Source organism: Ureibacillus sp. FSL K6-3587 (assembly GCF_038593165.1).
Lineage (GTDB): Bacteria > Bacillota > Bacilli > Bacillales_A > Planococcaceae > Ureibacillus > Ureibacillus suwonensis.
In genome coordinates this window covers 1,999,770-2,019,391 of sequence record NZ_CP151969.1, presented here as the reverse complement: position 1 = coordinate 2,019,391, position 19,622 = coordinate 1,999,770, and the positions used below count along the sequence as shown (strand labels likewise).

Genomic DNA, 19,622 nt, shown 5'->3' with positions numbered 1-19,622 from the left:
GAAAGCCAATCATCATTCTCATTCGCTTTTTTGAATAAACCCACGTTTTCTAGAACAAAGACATTTGTTCCTTTTCTGTCAGTCTTTCCAACGCTTCCGGTTCATGGTCGCGGAAGTATGCGTGGTGGAGCCATTTTTCCGTTGCGACGATTTGTTTATTGGCTTGTTTGGCTTCACGGAGTTTGCAGCTATAAATTACAGGGAAATAATCTCGCAAAAACTTCCCTTCCGCATGGGCAGTCAATGCGATGATTTGAAATCCCAATTGTTCCGCAACAAAGAAAACCGGACTGAGCACATGGTCGCTCGATGCTTTGCCGAATGGATTGTCCAAAATCACCACCCGGCTGTGCTTCATGTTTGTTTTTTGATGCTGTTTCTTTTCAGCGACGTATTTTAACAAGCCCAAAAACAACGTCATATTTTTGCTCCATTTTTCTCCGCCTGACCATACATTGCTCTGCTCCCAAGAATAGGACCTTGTCGACACTTTATTTTCGTTTGTCACTTTACGGCAACTTACTTTCATGCCTTCATTTTTCATCACCACTTGCAGAAGCTGTTTGGTTTGCAGCCACATTTCAATGTCATTCCGAACTTTCGTTTCATCCTGAAGGCCATTTTCTTTTACATAACGATCCGACTCCAGTTGAAGCATAATCCACTCAATGTAATCGCGGATCCGCTGCTTACCTTCTTCTTCGTCCCATCGAGGGATCGTAAAAGTATAAATCGTTTTCCATTGATCCTCTTCTTTTACTTTTGTATGTTTTGGAATTTGTTTCAACTCTTCTACCACTGTTTTTAAATGGTTATGGATTTGGTTGATATATGCTTGCAATTCCTCATCTTTTTGCCGTATATGTTCATTGGCATAATTCGTCGACCGCTCGATTCGGATCATCATATTCTTTTTAAAATCCAATAACTCTTCATAACCCGTCTTATAATCCACACCTTCAATCGCCATTTTTTGCAATTTATTATCAGAAATCGTTGAACAAAACTGCTTATAAGCTTGTTTTTGGGCATCCACCGCTTCCTTTTCCTTCTCCACTTGTCCACTATGTTGCTCCAATTCTTGGATAATGGCTTTCACCATTTTCTTCCGATTATAGATAAAATCCATTTTTTCATTTTCACTTAAAGGGATTGTCACGACTTGCGGTGCGTTAAAATGATGTTTTTCAATGAATTTGATCAGCTCGCGTTCCGCTTCATCAATCTTGTTTTGCTCTCGTGACACTTGTTCCATCTGTTCATCCAAATAATTCTTCTCTTTTTGAAGCGCCTTCTTTTCTTCAGCAAGCTCTTCTTCCGCTTGGTTTAATGGAACGGAGAATGTGTAAATATCATAATCCGGAAAATTTTCACGGAAAAGCTGTTTCAAATGATTTCTTTTTCCTTTTTGCTCTTCCTTTGCAGAAAGCTTTTCTGTAACCTGTTTTTCCAACTTGTTTAATGCCTGTTTCAACTCTTTTATTTTGATAATCTTATTTTGCAATAAATGTTCTCCATCTGATGGAAATTCCCAATGTTCATGCACATTTTCACATTCATTGCGGATCTGATCCATCTCTTCCTGCAGTTTAGTCAAATTGTGTTTGGCATTGGCCAGCTTTTCATTCAATTCTCCTATACTTTTTGACGCTTGATGGATTTTCAAATTCAGCGTCTGGATTTTGTCGCGGAGATTTTTCCGGCTTTCCCCGGTAAAAATTGGGGTCAATGATTGCACTTCTTTATACTCTTCATCATTTTTAAGAGAATCTAATTTCCATTTTAAATTTTGTTTGCGTTCCTCCAGTGCAGCCTTTTGTTCGTTATAATCCAATAATTGTGCGGCTAAATGTGCTTTTTTGGCTTTTATATTGGCCAATACGTCTTTCAACTCTTTTTCAACTTCCTTGGCCTCTTTTACTTCACGGCAATAATGGAAATATTGATTCCCTTCCTGGATTTTCCGTTCAAGCCCTTGCATTTCTTCTTGGCAAAGTTCCATTTGTTCCCCGATGGTTGTGATTTGATGCTTCAGATTCTTTCGCTGCTGCTCCGCATTTTCAATTTCTCTTTCGATTTGTTCGATTTTTAACATCGTTTCCGACCATCTTTTTTGAAAATCGGTCAGCCGTTCATATGGATAGTCTTTCAAAAATTGTTGGAAGGCTTGTAGGGCATATTCCCATTCTTTTTGTTCCGTTTCTTTCAGTTCTCTTTCCTTCGTCGCTTTTTCCGCATCCACACGGACTTTTTCTTTCCATTGCCCAAAGGTCTCTTCCATCATCCCTTTTTCCCAATGAGCAGGAATAATCCAGGATGGCTCCGGTTGGACGGCATCTTTCTTTATCTTCGCCGCTTCTTCGGTCGTCAGTATTTGAATCGGGTATCGAAGTTCATCTGCAAGGTCTTCCACTTTCTTTTGCAATTCTTCCTTCGATTTATTGGTTGTAATCAAAGTGACAGCCCATAACGGATAGAAGACTTTTTCTTCATAATCCGCTTCATTCAGCATCTGCAAATATTCAATACCCGTTACACAATAGTCCAATTGATTTTTCCATGATTTTATCCGCGCTTCAATCAACGGATCGCTGAAAAATGTTTTCTGTTCCCCATAATCATCGACTAAACGCCATGCCACCCGCTCTTTGTATAATAAAACCTCTTTTTCCTTTTTCAATTTTTCGATGGTTTCATAAAGCCGGTTATAAATGGAGTGTTCATTTTCATAGACCGATTCCAGAATGGCCCATTGCGGTCTTAATCTTCCCAAAATTCGAATCAATTTTCTTTGTTCATTTTCAATTTGGCTTTTCTCGTTTTTCAATTGTTCTTTTGCAACATGCAAACCGTTCTTCTCATTTTTTAATTTTTCGATGGTTTCATCCAGCTCAATCGATTGCTTCTCTTTTTCCTTCTTCTCTCCGTGCAGCCGTATCAGTTCTTCATCCAAAAATTGATGGCGGTTTTGCCATTCGGCCATTTTCTCTTCCACTTGTTCGTGCTGTGGATTGGAAAGCAAAGTTTGTTTCAACCTTTCGATATCCGCTTCCCTCATTTGGATGGTTTTCTGAACACCGGCGATTTCCCTTTGCTTATCCAAATCATGTTTTTCGATGGACCGCTTTTCTTCCTGCAAAGTATCGATTTGCCTTACAATCGGATTGAGTTCGAATTGGATTTGTTCCATATTCTTTTTCATGTCATCCATCTGTTCAATAAAATGTCCGAGCAGCGCCTGCTTCGTTTCTTCCAATTGGTTTTGCAAATCCGAGAGCTCTTCTATTTCTTCCAGCTTCTTCATTTCGCTTTCAACAAACGCAATTTCCTTTTGATAATGATTCAAAAGTTGCTTGCATTTCGCAAATTTCAATGAATAATAGGCAAGGCTATGTTGCTCCAGTTCTTCCTTTTTTGTGCCATATTCAACATTTGCCAGATCATAATCTTTCTGCAGTTGTTCGTATTTTTCTTCCTCAACGGCAATCTGATAAGACGCCACTTTCACTTCATGTTCTTTTTTCTTTTGAATCCAAAGATTGAATTGCTCTTTATTCTTTTCCATTTCCTTTGCAACATCGATTTTTTGAATTTGAATCTCTTCCCAGATTCCCTTTGCCTTCTGCTTCGACTTGTCATAGGCAAGCTGGGAGGAATGCAGTTTTTCAAACGTTTGCACGTATTTTTCCAGTTGATGTTGGATCCGCTTGTTCTCTTCAATGGTTTCTTTCAGTTTTTTATAAAGTTTCAAATTATCCAGCTGTTTTTCAAAGATATCGGCAAAAAGGGTTGGATGATGACCCGCAATCGATTGTTCAACGGTCGGTATCAATAAGCGGTCAAATAACTGGGTGGTGTTTTTGCAGGCTTCGAAAAAGGCCTCGACGCCCCCTTCCGAGCTGTTGATTGTCACAATACTTTCCCATTCATCGGCAATAATATGGTATTGTTCTTCAATAAACTTCCGATATTCTTTGATTGTCGAAAACGTTCTTGCCGATAAAGGATATCGTTCCTTCATGCCATTGTAATAATCAAGCATTTCCCCCTTGTCGGCAGGTCTAGTGCCGCCTTGTCCTTCCCGAACAAAAGGAATGCCTTCGATTCCGTTCTGATCCCCTTCATCATATTCATAAACATAGCGGTAAGAATCCAATCCTTTATCCGTCATAAAAAGGGTCACTGCCGTCACAACATATCGCCGTGGACGTTCGTTGAGTATCCATTCGATCGCAATATGGGCCGGGGCATTTTCCAACACCAAAGTGTTTTTAATTTTTCGATCCGCCAAATCGGTATGGGGAATCATCCCTTGCAATACCGTTTGGATAAAAACGGTCTTCCCTCCGCCGTTTTCAAGAAGAATCGCCCCATTATATCCGTTGAATAAAAAGAGTTCATCATTATAACGCTTGTTGCCTTCTTCATAGACAATACTGGTCAATCTGATTTTATTGATGGCCGGCATGTTGTCCCTCCTTATCAAAACCGTAAAGAAACTCAAAAATCCCTTTGTTATATTCCACTGCCATGAAAAATCGCTGGATGATGGTCATCGCTTTTTCAGTCAAGGTGATTTCATTATTCCCGATTTCCCGGATCAACTGTTGGTCGTTCAAAAACTTTGCAACCATATGCAGGAAGCTCATTCGGCTAATCGTATTTCCTGATTGCCGCTTAGCGGTTTCCTTAATATCATCCATATCATCCCATTTTTCGATGATGGCGCTCCAATTGTAAGAAAACTCTTTTTCCGATGCTTTTAATTGTTCCTCATCATGGGATTTCAAATAATCAATCCGCTCCTGAATCAGCCGGATCCAATCATCCATGCCGATAAATTGCCTTGTGGGATGCGGACTTTGATAGGAATCATAAAAACTGCCGAAAAGAACAAGTATGCAAAAATAAAGAAGATACATATCCGCATTCGTCGCACCGGAACGCAAATATTTCCGTTTAATCCACTCATTGCTTACATGGAATGGAGACAGCTTCGGTTCAGGAACGAGAAACAGTTCTTCACTCGTTTTGATTATGGCGCAATGCACTTCCTGGCTGAACAATTCAAGAAGGGCGCGCACATCTTCATCGGCATTATAGATTTGAACGGCCTCCTTGCCCAAAACCCCGTCCCTTGCCAGCTTCGTATATAGTCGAAAGGCTTGCAACACCGTTTGTTCAGAATAGTTCATCTTCATCCTCCAACTTTATGTTCATTTCGCTGATGGAATAGCGATCTACTTTTTGAATGATCGCTTTATCTTCCGTAACGATTAATTTGCGTTTTCCCAATAATCGAAAGGCCTCATCAAAAACCGTTCTGCTTTCTTCATCATCCGTTCCCGCTTGAATAGGCGAACGTTGGTGGAGAACAATCCAAAAATCGTAGAAATACCGCATTTGGAATAGATTCTCCAATTGATTTCTTTCGAGATAGGATATGAACTCGGATAACGTATTGCCGCTATTTTCTTCATAAGCCTTCAGAAAATGTTCCATCAGCTCTTTATATTTTTCTGAAATCCATTGTTTATATGAATTGAAGCTGTTTTCGTCATCCACTTCATAAAAGTGATATTCCACCTTCTCTTTTCGGTCTTCCACGATATTCTGTTCTTCCAAAACAGCAAGCGGCGACCAAAATTCATTTTCTTCCACTTTCAGGAAAGGATGGAGAACGCCTTTCATCGCATCCAACGGCAAAGGGGTGGACACAATGAGAGACACGATATCTTGGTCGAAGTTAAAGGAATGCATGCCCGTATAATAAAGCGACTCCTGGGCTGTAATCAAAGTCGTGTTTTTCAAATGGAGAGTCTGATTCAGAAGCTCGGAATGTTCATAGTGCACTTTCTCCAATTCCCTGTTGATCTGCAAAATGTATTGATACGTTTTCTGCTCCTTTTGATGAATATTTTCGGCAAACAATCGTTCCCTCGTTTCTTTGACAAACTCCCTCAATTCTTTGAATTCTTCATCTTCCCGTTCCAGCCTCTGAAAAATATCATCAAGCAGCTCTTTATACCGCTCAAAGGTTTCTTCGGACACAATGCTTCGCTGGATTTCATGCTTCAATTTGACAATGCGTTCCTGCAACGTCTCGACGGCCACCCGCATTTCATTGATTTGCCGAAGTGCCCCCTTAAATTCCCCCTTTTCCAGCTGTTTCCGTAAAATCAATTGGTTGATGGAAATTTGAAACTCACTGTAAAACTCCTTCGTTGCAAAAATCAATTCCAATCCATCTTCATCCAATGTGTAGAATTGGGTATTCGTTCCGGCATCAAAATCGTTCGCCTTCAAAATGGAATATTCAATGGTCTCCTCCGCCTTTTCCTCCCAATCAAAATAACCGTAGCTGCGTTTTTTTCCGTGGGTCGGGCGGAAATTTTGAATCAAGGTTCTGGCCAGTTCTTCATAGGTTTCCTCTTTCAGCATATACACTTCTTTCGTGGCCTCTTTTAAAAAGGAAGCCAATTCTTTGACACCTGTCCTTTGATTTCGCATCAACTTCTGTTCAAAGAAAAAAAGCAAAGTGAGGAGGCCAAGCCCTTTCATATCAATCTTCGTCCCATTTAAATCAACATCCCTTTTCCGTTCCAGTTCATTCAATGGTTCAAAAAGGGCGATGCGTCGGATCCGATCTCTGTATCCGCTTAATAACGCTTGCATATCCATCTGTTCCAATCGGATCCCCTCCAAATTTCCTGCAATTCTTTTGATTTTAAGATTTCCTGCGGGTAATACTTCCCTTCTGAAAACATCATCGCCAGTTGTTCTTGCTCCTTTTGCGGAAATTGGCTAATGAATTTTTCTTGAGCTTCAGTATATTGTCTTTGATATTCTTTTCCGGCGATCGGCTGTTTTTCAAAACAAGCTTTATAGAATGGCAATGCCAAATGGGCTTTGATTTTTTGATTCAACGAATGCCAAATGGACACTCCTTCCCGGTCAATGTCGCCGAAATAGAAAAAATGATGCTGGGCGTTGACCGGATATTGGTCCTGGAACTGTTCGATGCTATGGATGATTTTCTTCCCACTTCCGTAAATCAATGTGGAAAATTCAGTGGATGGCAAAGCCGGAAGCAGACCTTGATAAGTCGTTTTATTTTCAACAATGAGGTGAAACTGTGTCTCTTTTGATACCAGATTGGGATGGATGGCAAACATCAACGGGTCGGAAACAGGGATGATGTTAAAAGAATGGAAGAGTCCGATACGCTCCAGCAGCTCTTTTCCCCCTTTTTCAGTGAGCCATTTTTCATCCTGGACCAGTTCAAAACTGCGCTCCGGTGCAGGAACGGACTCTTTCGGAAAACCAAATGTTTTTATGTATTCATTGATTTTGATGAGATAAGGAAGATCGTGCCGCCAAATGGAAGGATCTTTTTTGTAATATTCATCAAGGTTTATGGATGGATGGAGCTTGTTGCGATAATGTTGAATCTCTTGATGGAAACCGGTTTGAAGCAGACTTTTATTGATCCGGTACTGAAAGGCGAGCGATGGATTTCTTGTCGTTCTTCCTTTAGACTTCACCATCTCCAAAATGCCTTCCTGTTCCAGCTTCAAAATAAAGCCGGCAAATTCTTCGTATGTATGAAAGAAATTCCCCATGATTGCTTCCAATGCGGATAATCCTATCATTCTTTTCGGATAGCCATTAAGTGCGCGGTAGATTTCATCCACTATCCTTACCTCCGAACATTCTTTTTTCCTATTTTACTTAAAATGAAGGGAAATTGGAAATACAAGTCTGTGAAGAAAGTTAGGGGAATGTTGCACAGTTCAAGAAATGTTTGGTTTTGGGGAGGGGATTTCAATAAAAATCGTTTTACGGGCAATCAATAGATTTGTCAAAACAATAAAAAATGGAAATTTTTGTTGAGAAGTGTTTCTTTCCATTCATGTATTCTTTATTTTCGAAACTTATGAATTTTTATACATCGTAGTGTGTTTCTCTTTATATTCACTATAATAAGAAATTAAATACCTTTTGTAATTATATGGATTCGCCATCGGACACTAGTGTCGCATAAAAAATATCAATAGACATAATAAATCTGAATTTTCTGTAACTATATTTTTCCATAAAAAAATCCTTTATAATGGTTTGGTGGTAGTAAACCTATCCAAATCCAATATAAAGGAATCACGATTATGGATAAGTTTACACGAAAAACATCATTTGAACAATGGTTTTCACCAATTAATTTCAACTTATTTGACGATATGGTGAAAGCCTATCATTTAGATTACTATACAAAGAAGCTTTATATGGCTTCATTTCTGAAATTACTGTTGTACGCTCAATTACATGAAACCGAGAGTTTGCGAGCTTTAAGTGACGCTGTTTTTTCTGAAGAATTACAACGTGCAACAGGTCTTCCATCGATTAGCTTTTCCCAATTAGGAAGACGAATCAATGCCATTCCAACGGTTTTCTTTCAATCGATTTTTCTTGATTTAGTGGCTCAAATTCATGAGAAAACACATTTTCAAAAGCGAAGAAAGCTGACAACGCCACTAAAAATCATTGATTCGAGTACGTTGCCACTGAATTTGACGAACCACAAATGGGCAGAGTTCCGAAAAACAAAATCGGGTGTAAAGCTTCACTTGCGTCTTGTATTCATGGAAAAAGGACTTTCTTATCCCGACAAGGCCGTACTGACAAACGCAATCGAACATGATCGTGGTCAATTAGAGATATTCATTGATGATTAAGAATGCCTGTACGTGTTCGATCGTGGATACTTAGATTATGAGCGATTTGACCGTATGACGGATGTGTTTTCGTTTTTTGCTAATTTTCCAGAAAAATAAAATCTGAAATTTCAAAACTTATTTATGCGACGCTAGTGATGTAATATATATATAAACTTAAAAGAAATGACTAAAAACAAAAATAAAAAAGCTAATCCATTTCCCGATTTCCACCCTGCAAAACGGGAGATGGATTAGCTATATATTTGACAATCCCCTTCACCCAATTACATATTCAATAATATAAAATCTCTATATAATGGCATTTGATACATTTTCGCATAAACGGTGTCTCAAAAAATGAATGCTGGCAATTTTTTTGAATATGGGCAATTTGCTGTTCCAATTTAAGAATTTTTTCCTTCAGTTCGGCAATGTCCTTTTGCAACTCTTGAACATTATCGATAGAGAGATGAGCCATTTTCGACAAACTCCTTCGCTTTTTGTTTCATCCCTTCTTCCCTCACCGTTTTTTGCAGCTCATGTGAAATTTTCATCGAGCAAAACTTCGGCCCGCACATTGAACAAAAATGCGCGACTTTCGCCCCTTCCGCCGGCAATGTTTCATCATGATATTCCCGAGCTCGATCTGGATCAAGCGAAAGGTTGAACTGATCGTTCCAACGAAACTCAAAGCGCGCTTTTGATAACGCGTCATCCCGCCGTTGAGCTCCCGGGTGCCCTTTTGCTAAATCGGCCGCGTGTGCTGCGATTTTATAAGCGATCACTCCTTCACGCACATCATCTTTATTCGGCAGCCCTAAATGCTCTTTTGGCGTCACGTAACAAAGCATCGCCGTTCCGTACGCGCCAATGATCGCCGCTCCAATCGCGGATGTAATGTGGTCATATCCCGGCGCGATATCGGTCGTAAGCGGTCCTAATGTGTAAAACGGCGCACCTTTACAAATTTCGATTTGCTTATCGACATTTTCTTTAATTTTATGCATCGGCACATGCCCTGGCCCTTCGATCATCACTTGCACATCATGCTTCCAAGCGATTTCCGTTAATTCTCCAAGCGTCTCCAATTCAGCAAACTGTGCTTCGTCATTCGCATCGGCAATCGAGCCTGGACGCAGCCCGTCTCCAAGCGATACTGCAATATCGTACGTTTTCAAAATCTCGCATATCTCTTCAAAATGCGTGTATAAGAAGTTTTCTTCATGGTGGGCTAAACACCATTGCGCCATAATCGAGCCGCCGCGTGAAACAATGCCAGTCGTTCGGTTTACCGTCATCGGTATGTAACGAAGCAGCACCCCCGCGTGAATCGTAAAATAGTCCACCCCTTGTTCCGCTTGTTCGATGAGCGTATCACGGTAAATTTCCCACGTTAAGTCTTCAACGACGCCGTTTACTTTTTCAAGCGCTTGATAAATCGGAACTGTCCCGACAGGCACAGGGGAATTGCGAATAATATATTCTCGTGTCGCATGAATGTGTTTTCCCGTCGATAAGTCCATAATCGTGTCTGCTCCCCAGCGCACCGCCCAAAGCATTTTTTCGACTTCTTCTTCAATGGATGATGTGACTACGGAATTACCAATATTCGCGTTAATTTTTACATGAAAACGACTCCCAATAATCATCGGTTCACTTTCCGGATGGTTAATATTCGAAGGAATAATCGCTCTTCCTTCGGCAACTTCTTGACGTACGATTTCCGGATCTATATTTTCGCGAATCGCAACAAATTCCATCTCCGGCGTAATAATCCCTCGTTTTGCATAATGCATTTGTGTTACAGTTTTTCCTTTTTTTGCGCGCAGTGGTTTTCTCTCGAAAGGCAGAGTAATCTCTGATTGCTTCTCATTACGGAATCCGTTATCTTCCGGTTTCACTGGACGCCCCTCGTATTCTTCAACGTCGCCTCTTTCTAAAATCCAGCGTTTTCTTAGCGGAGGCAATCCTTTTTGAATGTCCGGCTGAAAATCAGGATCGGTGTAAGGACCGCTTGTGTCATAAACACGAACAGGTTCATTTTCAATGATTCCTGTTTCTGTCTTTGTTGGACTTAACGTAATTCCTCTCATCGGTACACGAATATCCGATCTTGAACCTTCGACATATACCTTTTTACTCGCAGGAAATTGCATGAAAGATTTGATGTTTTGCATGTAACTCCTCTCCCTTAAAATAATGATTTAGGATCTGAAGTTACACCAAAACGCGGGGCAGAGATAGGAGAATATATGCGGAAATAAAAATCGGGTTCTCTAAGAGAACCCGATGGAACGCAAATAGCGAAACGTACGCAACAAACACATACACTCCCGCTATCTACTTCCCTACGCTGGTATAACCCAGATCAGGTTCAAAGGGTCAAAGAACTTAAGCGCGTTCTTTTCTCAGTCCAAGCTATTGGACTCCCCTAGTAGATAAGCGACAAACTTATTTAATTTTTCTTAATATTAACATACTTATAAAGCAATGTAAATACGCTTCCTTATACGGTAAACCGGTTTAACATTGTTTGCATATTTTCTGCCATTTTGCTTAACGATGATGCCGATGAAGCAATTTCCTCCATCAGCTTGTTTGGTCAATCACCAATTCCCCTACAAGATTCATTAAATATTCCAACCGCTCTACATCCACTCGAACCGTCGAAGAAATTTTCTTTTTTTGCTGGTTGGCCTTTTGTTTTTTGAGCATTTTGCACATTTTTCAACCCAAGAGCCATAAGGTTTTCTAAAGCATAAAAAAGGACTTCACCCCTTATTTGTAGAATTTTGAAGTGACCAAACCACAAAAATCCATAAGGAGGAAGTCACTTTGTATATTCTACAAGAAAGTCTATTTTCCTTTGAAGAATTGCAAATTTTAGAGTCAAAAGAGAAATTACCGATCTTTTTTAGTGCTCTAGATTTGCGTCCTTATGCTAAACAATTGAAAAGTTCTTCACCCCAAGGGGCTGAAGGACATTCCAAAGAAGGGATATTAAGGGCTCTTATCGCTGCCCCATTAGAAGGTATTGATACTTTTACTTCTCTTCACAATCGATTAAAAAATGACCTGCGTTTTCGTTACCAATGTGGTTTAGATATTAGCAGGCCTGCACCATCCATCTCTACTCTTAGCCGAGTATTTTCTTCACTAACCAAAACTGGACTTGTGAAAAGAATCTTTCAAGATCTCGTCCAGTTAGCTCAAGAGGAAGGAGTAATTGATGGAAAACATCAGGCTATCGACAGTGCCGCCATTGATGCTTATGAAAAGAAGCAGCCTAAGAAGCGAAGTGAACAAACAGGCAACGCCAATTGGGGGGCAAAGTTTGATTCCTTCGGTAATAAAATTACTTGGTTTGGCTATAAGATGCATCTTTCCGTTGACACCAAAAGTGAATTACCAATGGCGATTGAAGTAACCCCTGCTCATATCAACGATGGGGATGTCGCACCACAATTAATTGAACAAGTAAAGAGTTGTACAAACTCTAAAATTGATTTCCTGATAATGGATGGTGGGTACGACCAGCTAAAAAACTACGAATCCGCCAAGAACATCGGGGCTCAAGCTATTATTCCACTCAATTTGCGTAATGAAAAGGAGCCTCCCGAAGGAATTGCCTCCAATGGAACCCCACGCTGTTCGATGGGGTACGAAATGACTTATTGGGGCGCCAATAAGGATCAGCTCAAATTCAGATGTCCACACGCAACCGGAAAAGTGGATTGCCCATTAGGAATGGCAGCCTGTTCATCCTCCAACTATGGAATGGTAGTAAAAATTAACGTGAATAAGGATCTTCGCCGGTACTCTAATCCACACCGCGATTCCAAACGTTGGAAAGAACTTTACAATGAGCGAACCAGTGTAGAACGGTGCAATTCAAGAATGAAAAGTTATCTTACAGCGAACTCCCTGCATGTGTGGGGAATCGATAAAGTAAAAACTCATATTTACTTGAACGCCATCGTATTACTGGTTTCAGCTCTCGCAATGGCAAAAGAGAGTAAAAAGCAACAAACCGCTTAAAAAATTTTTAAAGCGAAAAATTCTGCAAGTACGCCCAAAAAAGGACAAACAGAATATTTGTAAACCAAAGATACAAAATACCCCAATTTATTTGGGTTTCTTTTAAAACTCTTTTTAATAAAAATCTAATTTTGCAAAACTCTCAATTATAAATAATATGTAAATTATACCATTATTATACAAATATTTGTACTATTTTTTGAAATTTTTACATATCTTAAAAGCCTCTTCTAAATTGAAGATCCTATATCCGTCAGGAGTTTTTTTGATAGAAGATTGTATGATTATCTCTCTTAAATCTTTATTATCTAATAAAGGATTATAGCTTAAGAGTAATGCTAGGCCTCCGGCAACATGAGCTGCAGCTAAAGATGTACCGCTTCTTATAGTATAGTTACCGTCTATAGATGTACTTAATATTTTGTGTCCTGGTGCCATAACCGTGAGTTCTTTTCCAGTATTAGAGCCAACCCACCTCTCATTATTTTCAGTTATTGCCCCTACAGCAATAACTTCTTCGTATTTTGCGGGATATGTAATAGAGTTGTTTGATAGAGCAGTATTTCCAGTAGATGCAATAAGAGTAATATTTTCTGAATCAGCTTTCTTAATAGCTTCTTTTAATATACGTGAATCTTTACTTCCACCAAAACTCATGAGAATAATATCTATATCATTATTAATAGCCCACTCAATTCCCTTAGCAATATTTTCGTATGAGCCAATTTGCTTCTTATTTAATACTTTTACTGAATATAGTTCTGCTTTTGGTGCAATTCGTGCTATAATCCCTGCTATATGTGTACCGTGTCCATTATCATCTTCGTAATTCGTCGAATGATTAATAATATTTATTCCACCTCTAATCTTCAGATCTTTATGATTACTTTTAATACCTGTGTCTAAAATAGCAATGGAAACACCTTCTCCAAAGACTTTGTAACTATCGTGAATTTATTGAATTTTTAAATATTCAATACTCCAAGGAATTTCTTTCTTCTCAGTAGAACTATGTCTTTTTTCTTCATAACTCTCTATTTCTGGTTGTATAGATTTTTCACTTCCCTTATTATTTCCGCTACAATTAACGCAAAAAAGTATGGTCACAATAAAAAAAACAATAAATATAATTTTCTTCAATGAAACACCTCCCATGGTATTTGGTACCGTCAAGAATTTTGTGTAATGTATTGGGGTAGGGTTTCTCTGAAATGGATTTGAATTGATAGGGGACTGAGGAGACTGAATATTCAGTCTTCTGTATGCAAAGGGAGAATCCCCCTTATCTCATTTATTTACATTATTTAGTTAATTGTAACGTTCTTCAAACATTCGCTCGAGGGCTTCATGCGCTTCGGCAAATCCTCTTAACTTTCGCCCTGCCCATTTCTCATTAAAATCTTGGATGGTCAAATACACGACTTTTTCCGCAGCTTCTAAACTGCTCAAACTGTTCATCGGCTTTAGACGTTTCCGAATCTCTTTGATCGTTCGTTCGATGGCATTCGTCGTGTAAATCACACTTCGAATACTGCTTGGATCATCCATACATGTAAGGAGGACATCCAACTCATTAGCCCAAGATTGGACTTCTCTTGGATATTTGCTGGACTATTTCGACTCAAACTGTTGAAACATTTGTAACGCCATCTCCTTATTCGTCGCGCGATAAATCAGTTTGAGATCCTCTGCCACTTCAAATTGGTCTTTTTTCCGAACACGATGTAAGGTATTACGTACTTTGTGAATGACACAACGCTGCACATCGGCTTTCGGACAAACCGCCTTAAAGGCTTCCTCCAACCCCGGTAGTCCATCGAACACGCCCAGAAGCACTTCCTTGACGCCTCTTTGGTAGAGCTGTTGGAGAATCCCCCGCCATCCATAGGCGCTTTCTTGTCCTCCCACGAAGAAATCCAAAATTTCGCGATATCCTTCTTCGTTCACCCCTAACACCACATAAATGACTTCTTTCTCTACCGTATCGCGGCGAAGTTTCACGTACAAAGACCGAATAACGTTTGGATAGTGGACGATGGTGCCATTTCTCGATGTCTTCTTTCACGACATCGGTAATCCGGCTGATCGTCGCTGGAGAATAAGCATTTCCTAGAATTCGTTCGATAAACTTGCCAATTTCCCGTGTACTCATGCCACTTTGATACATCCTAATGATGGCTTCCTCCAGCCGGCCGGTGTGCCGTTGGTATGAGGCAAACAACTGTGTTTGAAATTCCCCGTTTCGGTCTCTTGGAACCAAAAGACCTTCAATCCGACCATATTGCGTATCTAGATTTCGTTGATAGTAGCCGTTTCTCATATTCTGCGTTCCAGCCTGTTCGATTTCGAGGAAATGTTTGATTTCTTCCCGCATGATCAGTTCTAATTTTTCCTTCACAAACTGACGAATGACGCTTTCCAGTTGATTTGCCCAGTCGACATTCGGTATATTTCTTTTAGACATAGGTAGGGTACTCCTTTCTCTAAGATTTTTGGTCCAATCAGAGAATGCCCTACCTTTTTTCTTTTGATCTAGTAAAATGCTTTACACAAAATTTTATACATCATCAGAAAACGATCCGTTTATTATGTAGTAAAGGTTTTAAAAAATACAAATCTGAATGATCATCTAATTCATGCAATTGTATACTGTATGTATGATCTTTTAGCCAATTGATTTCAGAAGAAATATTATTTTTGCGGTGAAACATGTGTTTATCCCCTTGCTTTCATAATATTCCGTAGCATTACTGCCCCAAAGCCTGTAAAACGGCCAGACAAACATTTTAAACATTTTTTCATTTGTCACCTCCCTCTCGCTTTTTTAACGGAAGACCCGTTATCAAAATTAAACTGTACGCCCATAATAACCAAGAACCAAAATACCGATCGGATTGCACAGGTAAATTCGTAAACACATCTGGAAAGATCACTAACACAACCGTATCAATGAACATGCCGGGAAGCGCGATAAACATAGCGGCTTTTAAACGTTCCTCTTTTGTCAAGTCTTTAAGCTTGTACAGCGGATAGGTTAATAAAGCAATGACCGGAACAACAAGCAGATAGGACAAAAGAAGAAGTAAAGCGTTTTCTGGATGGAAGAAAAAATGGCCAAAAAACCGGAAAATGAGGGTTGCTCCTAACCAGACAAGAAATCCCCAAATAAGAAAATACACGATCAACACCCCTTTTTCTTAAATAAGGTCATAACCGCATTTCACCAACAATTTTGATCCATCATACCTTCACAGACGGTCCTTATTCTTTTCGGCAATAAAATCTTTAATAAAAAACAACGGGTAAATCATTAAATACAAGTTGGCAGCCCACCAAGTGATGTCAAAATCTTTGCGGAAAACCCAAAATGCAATGGCCTGCAAGCCGGAACAAAAAGTCAAAACAAGAGAAACTAAAGCGTAATTCGTCCACGCCGGGTTGTTTTTATGATATTGATATATGCTGTAAAAACTGGTTATGGAAATAAGAATATCCAACGGAAAAAAAGACCAGTTCCATGCAACAATAATTGGATTATCATAATCTTTAAACGCTACACTTTCAGGTATGAGATGGAAAAGCGTGATGAACCAATATACAATAAATCCAATATCAGTGACCAAAAAAAAACGGTTTTAAGCACTTCATTTTTTCCCGCAATATCACTCATCCATTCTATCGCTTTTTCGTTCATATGCTTCATCAATGAGACAACATAATATAAAGAGCGGTTAATATACTTAACAAATCGGCCTCCCTGCAATCGGCCCACGGACCATCCCTAAGAGATGGGCCATATCAAAAATGTCATCTGCGCTCCTCCCAACCGATCAGCGGAATTCGCTGATTCCGGTAAAGTTGGCATTAAAACAACACCGGCAGCTGCTCCTACTAAAAAAGGTCGGATTCTTCTAATATGAACGAATCAGGGAGCATGATCAACGGAAAGAAACGGCTAAAAGTTTGATTAATTTTATTTTGTTGATTCTTTACATTGGACATTGAGGAAAGGAAAAACAATGCAAGAAAGCATTGCCTCTTTTCGTTCATCTCCAATAAGAAAATCGGCAGAGCGGTCAAATCTTTGATAAATGAAGATAGCATGCGGCAATTCCTCCGTGATTGATGATTTGCCCACCTTTACTTTCGCTTTCTTTGTGCCCTCATGCACACAAAAAAACGGACACATTTTATAAAGATCCTCAATTTACAAAAATAAGGAACCACCTGCCTATAGGATAAGCTAGAATGTGAGATCATCGGCTTTAACGCTAAGCTTATCCTAAACGCGCATACCAATCAATCTTTACCACATGCCTAATGACTCCCATTTAGTCGCCCCTAATGTTTTATAAGCTGAGTTAATTGTCTCAATTAGCCGAAAGGAAATATTACCCATTTTCTCATTTTGAAGTTTTTGAAATGTATACTCAATCTTTGAAACATCCTGTTCTGGAAAATAACGCCTTAATACTCCGGCCTGTTTCATTAAGAGTGCTAAACCTAGCGTCTGTTCATCCATCAGGGCGCATCTTAAGAGTTTTTCTCGCATCCTCTCAAAAATTTCCTCCCTTATTCCAGATTTCACTTCTAATAAACTCTTAACAGGAATTATATAAAGGAATCGTTTCCTCGCGGGCTTCAGAATTTTTTTTTGAACTAAGTGATTAGCAATACGATGCCTTGTACGCAGCCCTCTAGTAGGAAGGTTAATCATCCAATGGAGCAAGCTTTTATTTTTATTTTGTTTGGAAAATATATCCAATATCGCATCCAGAAATTCTAATCCAGTCCTTTTTGACTCAACTAACACTAGTTTTTGGTCTTTTTCCATTAACATTCCTCTATAAAATAGTTCCATAACAGAAAAAATTCTTCAGGTAAACTAAGCCTTTCTTCTTGCATAGAAAAGCCTCCTACTAATAATCTGTTTCCTATAAATTTACTCCCATTTGAACTTTTTGACAGAAATAGTTGTACATACGGCCAAAATACCGCATAGAACTAAAATTTCTTTCGAAAACTCAGATAAATCCTTGCCCAGCCAAACACCCTTAAGTAGCTCCACAGCATAGGTAAGTGGAATTGCTTTAGAAATATTAACCATTAATTTTGGCATAATTTCTAGAGGCACTGTGGCCCCTGTTAGAAAAAGCATGGGAAAATACACGATATTTGCGATAACCGTGGCAAATTTCATATTTGGAGAAAAACTAGCAATAGCAAACCCAATGGAAAAAATACTTAAGGTGGATAGGATAAATGCGACTAACATATCAAAAAACTCTCCCATAAAATCCAATTCAAACACTATTTTACCAACAAGAAACAATATAACCATTCCCAACACTGTCATAATGAAATTGACTAGAATTTGGGATAGGAGAATGTAAAAAGGATTAATTGGAGTTGCTTTCAGCCGCTTGAGAATTTTCCTTTCACGATAACCGCTCACCGACAAGGGCAAACTCATAATCCCAGTCACTGCAATAATCATTGCTATATATGCTGGAACGGAAACATCAACAGTTCCATGTCCTTGAAACATGTCGGATGGCTCATTACCGTAGATTCCCCCAAAGATAAGAAGCAGCATCGATGGAAAAACTAGAGAGAAAAAGACGTTCACAAATGTCCTTAAGAACAATTTGAACTCAATATATGTAATGTTATATAACATTTTCATTACATTCCCTCCGATTTTTCAGCTGTTATTTTAAGAAAAACATCTTCAAGAGACGGCTGAATCACCTTCAGGTCTCTATATCTAATTTGATTATTACCCAAATAATTCAAAATATTATTAACAAAATTAATCTCTCTTCCTTTAACACAAACTTCTGAACCTCTTCTCTCAAGACTAGTAACTCCTGCAATTCTTTCTATTTCATCCAGATTCAGTTCATCCGCCTTAAATACAACCGTTTCTTCTAATCCGAATCTTTTAATAAGGTTCTCCACTGTATCAACCGCCACAACTTTGCCTTTGTCCATAATTGCGATACGATTACATAGGTATTCTGCTTCATCCATAAAGTGTGTTGTCATGTAGATAGTTTTTCCATCCTTTTGCAGCCCCTTTATCAACTCCCACATAGAACGCCTCGCTTGAGGATCCAGACCAGTTGAAAGCTCATCTAAAAAGATAATTTTTGGATTTGCTATCAAAGCAAGGATAATCGCTAACTTTTGTCGTTGGCCACCAGACAACTTAGATACGTATGAGTTAACTTTGTCATAGAGGCCGAAATCATTCAACAAACTCTCATACGGTAAAGGGTTTGCATAGAAAGAGGAGAACATCTTACAAATTTCCCACACCTTAATTTTATCCTGATATGAAGTTTCTTGTAGTTGAACCCCTATCAGATTGTACAGCTTCTTCCTGTCAACTTTCGGATTTAGCCCCAAGACACGAATGCTCCCGGAATAATTTTCTCTTATTCCCTCAATGCATTCAATCGTCGTAGTCTTTCCTGCTCCATTTGGACCAATCATCCCAAAAATTTCTCCTTCTTCGACAGAAAAACTAACATGATCTACCACTTGCACACCTTTGTACTCTACAACTAAATCTTCTACTTCTATGATCACTGTGCTTTTCAACTCCTTTCCTTATTATCTTTTTAAATGTCTTACATAGAATAAGATGCCTCACGTGAATCAGAACCACCTAGATAGAAAATTACAAACAACAAATGGCAGATCAAAGTTGGTAAAAAACTTTCAGTATATAAAATTAAAAGACAGCCAATGACAGAAATAACAATAGCTCCTATAGAAATTACAACACCTTGAATAGCCGAGAACGGCTTCCATGTTTGACAAAAGCGAATATTACATCACATGAAAGGAAAAATGATAAGCCTC

The 19,622-nt window shown here is 39.1% G+C and carries 16 protein-coding genes, 3 pseudogenes and 1 riboswitch; of the genes and pseudogenes, 2 read left to right on the top strand and 17 right to left on the bottom strand.

The window, feature by feature from the left end:
* Positions 1-49: 49 nt before the first annotated feature.
* The 4 genes from NSS77_RS09980 to NSS77_RS09965 are packed head-to-tail and all read right to left on the bottom strand — an operon-like array spanning position 50 to position 7,694.
* Positions 50-4,468, bottom strand: coding sequence for a hypothetical protein (locus NSS77_RS09980; protein ID WP_342468618.1), 4,419 nt, complete (start codon positions 4,466-4,468; stop codon positions 50-52).
* Complete coding sequence (locus NSS77_RS09975) at positions 4,452-5,195, bottom strand: DUF6063 family protein (RefSeq protein ID WP_342468617.1); 744 nt, start codon at positions 5,193-5,195, stop codon at positions 4,452-4,454. The genes NSS77_RS09980 and NSS77_RS09975 overlap by 17 nt, the downstream gene beginning before the upstream one ends.
* Positions 5,182-6,690 (bottom strand): replicative DNA helicase, encoded by a 1,509-nt coding sequence (locus NSS77_RS09970; RefSeq protein ID WP_096552071.1) that lies wholly within the window; start codon positions 6,688-6,690, stop codon positions 5,182-5,184. The genes NSS77_RS09975 and NSS77_RS09970 overlap by 14 nt, the downstream gene beginning before the upstream one ends.
* Positions 6,660-7,694, bottom strand: a complete 1,035-nt coding sequence (locus NSS77_RS09965; RefSeq protein ID WP_342468616.1) for a Wadjet anti-phage system protein JetD domain-containing protein — start codon at positions 7,692-7,694, stop codon at positions 6,660-6,662. The genes NSS77_RS09970 and NSS77_RS09965 overlap by 31 nt, the downstream gene beginning before the upstream one ends.
* Before the next feature lie 471 nt (positions 7,695-8,165).
* Between NSS77_RS09965 and NSS77_RS09960 the strand changes: the two are divergent.
* Positions 8,166-8,795 (top strand): annotated as a pseudogene (locus NSS77_RS09960) (IS4 family transposase); the annotation flags it as partial.
* Positions 8,796-9,006: 211 nt separating this feature from the next.
* On the opposite strand, the gene NSS77_RS09955 reads toward NSS77_RS09960, so the two are convergent.
* The 4 genes from NSS77_RS09955 to NSS77_RS09940 all read right to left on the bottom strand — a co-directional run bounded on the left by NSS77_RS09955 (position 9,007) and on the right by NSS77_RS09940 (position 11,429).
* Positions 9,007-9,192 (bottom strand): hypothetical protein, encoded by a 186-nt coding sequence (locus NSS77_RS09955; protein ID WP_141602347.1) that lies wholly within the window; start codon positions 9,190-9,192, stop codon positions 9,007-9,009.
* On the bottom strand, positions 9,170-10,891 hold the full coding sequence (gene thiC / locus NSS77_RS09950; protein ID WP_141602348.1) for a phosphomethylpyrimidine synthase ThiC: 1,722 nt from the start codon (positions 10,889-10,891) through the stop codon (positions 9,170-9,172). Before thiC ends, NSS77_RS09955 begins: the two co-directional genes overlap by 23 nt.
* A 151-nt stretch (positions 10,892-11,042) precedes the next feature.
* A riboswitch (TPP riboswitch) is annotated at positions 11,043-11,157 on the bottom strand.
* 37 nt (positions 11,158-11,194) lie between these two features.
* Positions 11,195-11,320 carry a hypothetical protein gene (locus NSS77_RS09945; RefSeq protein WP_340436359.1) on the bottom strand — a complete coding sequence of 42 codons (126 nt, stop codon included), beginning with the start codon at positions 11,318-11,320 and terminating at the stop codon, positions 11,195-11,197.
* Positions 11,304-11,429, bottom strand: coding sequence for a hypothetical protein (locus tag NSS77_RS09940; protein ID WP_211358724.1), 126 nt, complete (start codon positions 11,427-11,429; stop codon positions 11,304-11,306). Before NSS77_RS09940 ends, NSS77_RS09945 begins: the two co-directional genes overlap by 17 nt.
* Positions 11,430-11,549: 120 nt before the next feature.
* Here NSS77_RS09940 and NSS77_RS09935 point away from each other — a divergent pair, with 120 nt between their 5' ends.
* On the top strand, positions 11,550-12,752 hold the full coding sequence (locus NSS77_RS09935; protein ID WP_027725900.1) for a transposase: 1,203 nt from the start codon (positions 11,550-11,552) through the stop codon (positions 12,750-12,752).
* 192 nt (positions 12,753-12,944) lie between these two features.
* On the opposite strand, the gene NSS77_RS09930 is transcribed toward NSS77_RS09935, so the two are convergent.
* The 9 genes and pseudogenes from NSS77_RS09930 to NSS77_RS09890 all read right to left on the bottom strand — a co-directional run bounded on the left by NSS77_RS09930 (position 12,945) and on the right by NSS77_RS09890 (position 19,346).
* On the bottom strand, positions 12,945-13,706 hold the full coding sequence (locus NSS77_RS09930) for a S8 family peptidase (RefSeq protein WP_342471251.1): 762 nt from the start codon (positions 13,704-13,706) through the stop codon (positions 12,945-12,947).
* Positions 13,707-13,892, bottom strand: a complete 186-nt coding sequence (locus NSS77_RS09925; protein ID WP_342468615.1) for a hypothetical protein — start codon at positions 13,890-13,892, stop codon at positions 13,707-13,709.
* 168 nt (positions 13,893-14,060) lie between these two features.
* Positions 14,061-15,126, bottom strand: a pseudogene (locus NSS77_RS09920) (IS256 family transposase).
* A gap of 193 nt (positions 15,127-15,319) precedes the next feature.
* The gene (locus NSS77_RS09915) at positions 15,320-15,463 is read right to left on the bottom strand and encodes a hypothetical protein (protein WP_245989499.1); all 144 of its coding nucleotides are present in this window, start codon (positions 15,461-15,463) and stop codon (positions 15,320-15,322) included.
* An 87-nt stretch (positions 15,464-15,550) separates the two neighbouring features.
* A complete protein-coding gene (locus NSS77_RS09910; RefSeq protein WP_003253272.1) occupies positions 15,551-15,931 on the bottom strand; it encodes a DUF5367 family protein in 381 nt (126 codons plus the stop codon).
* Between the two features lie 69 nt (positions 15,932-16,000).
* A pseudogene (locus NSS77_RS09905) lies at positions 16,001-16,400 on the bottom strand (YvaD family protein).
* 658 nt (positions 16,401-17,058) lie between these two features.
* Complete coding sequence (locus tag NSS77_RS09900; protein ID WP_342468614.1) at positions 17,059-17,613, bottom strand: GPP34 family phosphoprotein; 555 nt, start codon at positions 17,611-17,613, stop codon at positions 17,059-17,061.
* Positions 17,614-17,694: 81 nt separating this feature from the next.
* Positions 17,695-18,438: an ABC transporter permease gene (locus tag NSS77_RS09895; protein WP_185222701.1), complete on the bottom strand. Its 744-nt coding sequence runs from the start codon at positions 18,436-18,438 to the stop codon at positions 17,695-17,697.
* The gene (locus tag NSS77_RS09890; protein ID WP_185222700.1) at positions 18,438-19,346 is read right to left on the bottom strand and encodes an ABC transporter ATP-binding protein; all 909 of its coding nucleotides are present in this window, start codon (positions 19,344-19,346) and stop codon (positions 18,438-18,440) included. Before NSS77_RS09890 ends, NSS77_RS09895 begins: the two co-directional genes overlap by 1 nt.
* Positions 19,347-19,622 lie beyond the last annotated feature (276 nt).

What these genes read in the sequence shown, in the direction of transcription:
- NSS77_RS09895 (WP_185222701.1), bottom strand. Translation starts at nt 18,438, where the DNA reads ATGAAAATGTTATATAACATTACATATATTGAGTTCAAATTGTTCTTA.
- NSS77_RS09955 (WP_141602347.1), bottom strand. Translation starts at nt 9,192, where the DNA reads ATGGCTCATCTCTCTATCGATAATGTTCAAGAGTTGCAAAAGGACATT.
- NSS77_RS09915 (WP_245989499.1), bottom strand. Translation starts at nt 15,463, where the DNA reads ATGTTTCACCGCAAAAATAATATTTCTTCTGAAATCAATTGGCTAAAA.
- NSS77_RS09940 (WP_211358724.1), bottom strand. Translation starts at nt 11,429, where the DNA reads ATGCTCAAAAAACAAAAGGCCAACCAGCAAAAAAAGAAAATTTCTTCG.
- thiC (WP_141602348.1), bottom strand. Translation starts at nt 10,891, where the DNA reads ATGCAAAACATCAAATCTTTCATGCAATTTCCTGCGAGTAAAAAGGTA.
- NSS77_RS09975 (WP_342468617.1), bottom strand. Translation starts at nt 5,195, where the DNA reads ATGAACTATTCTGAACAAACGGTGTTGCAAGCCTTTCGACTATATACG.
- NSS77_RS09980 (WP_342468618.1), bottom strand. Translation starts at nt 4,468, where the DNA reads ATGCCGGCCATCAATAAAATCAGATTGACCAGTATTGTCTATGAAGAA.
- NSS77_RS09900 (WP_342468614.1), bottom strand. Translation starts at nt 17,613, where the DNA reads ATGGAACTATTTTATAGAGGAATGTTAATGGAAAAAGACCAAAAACTA.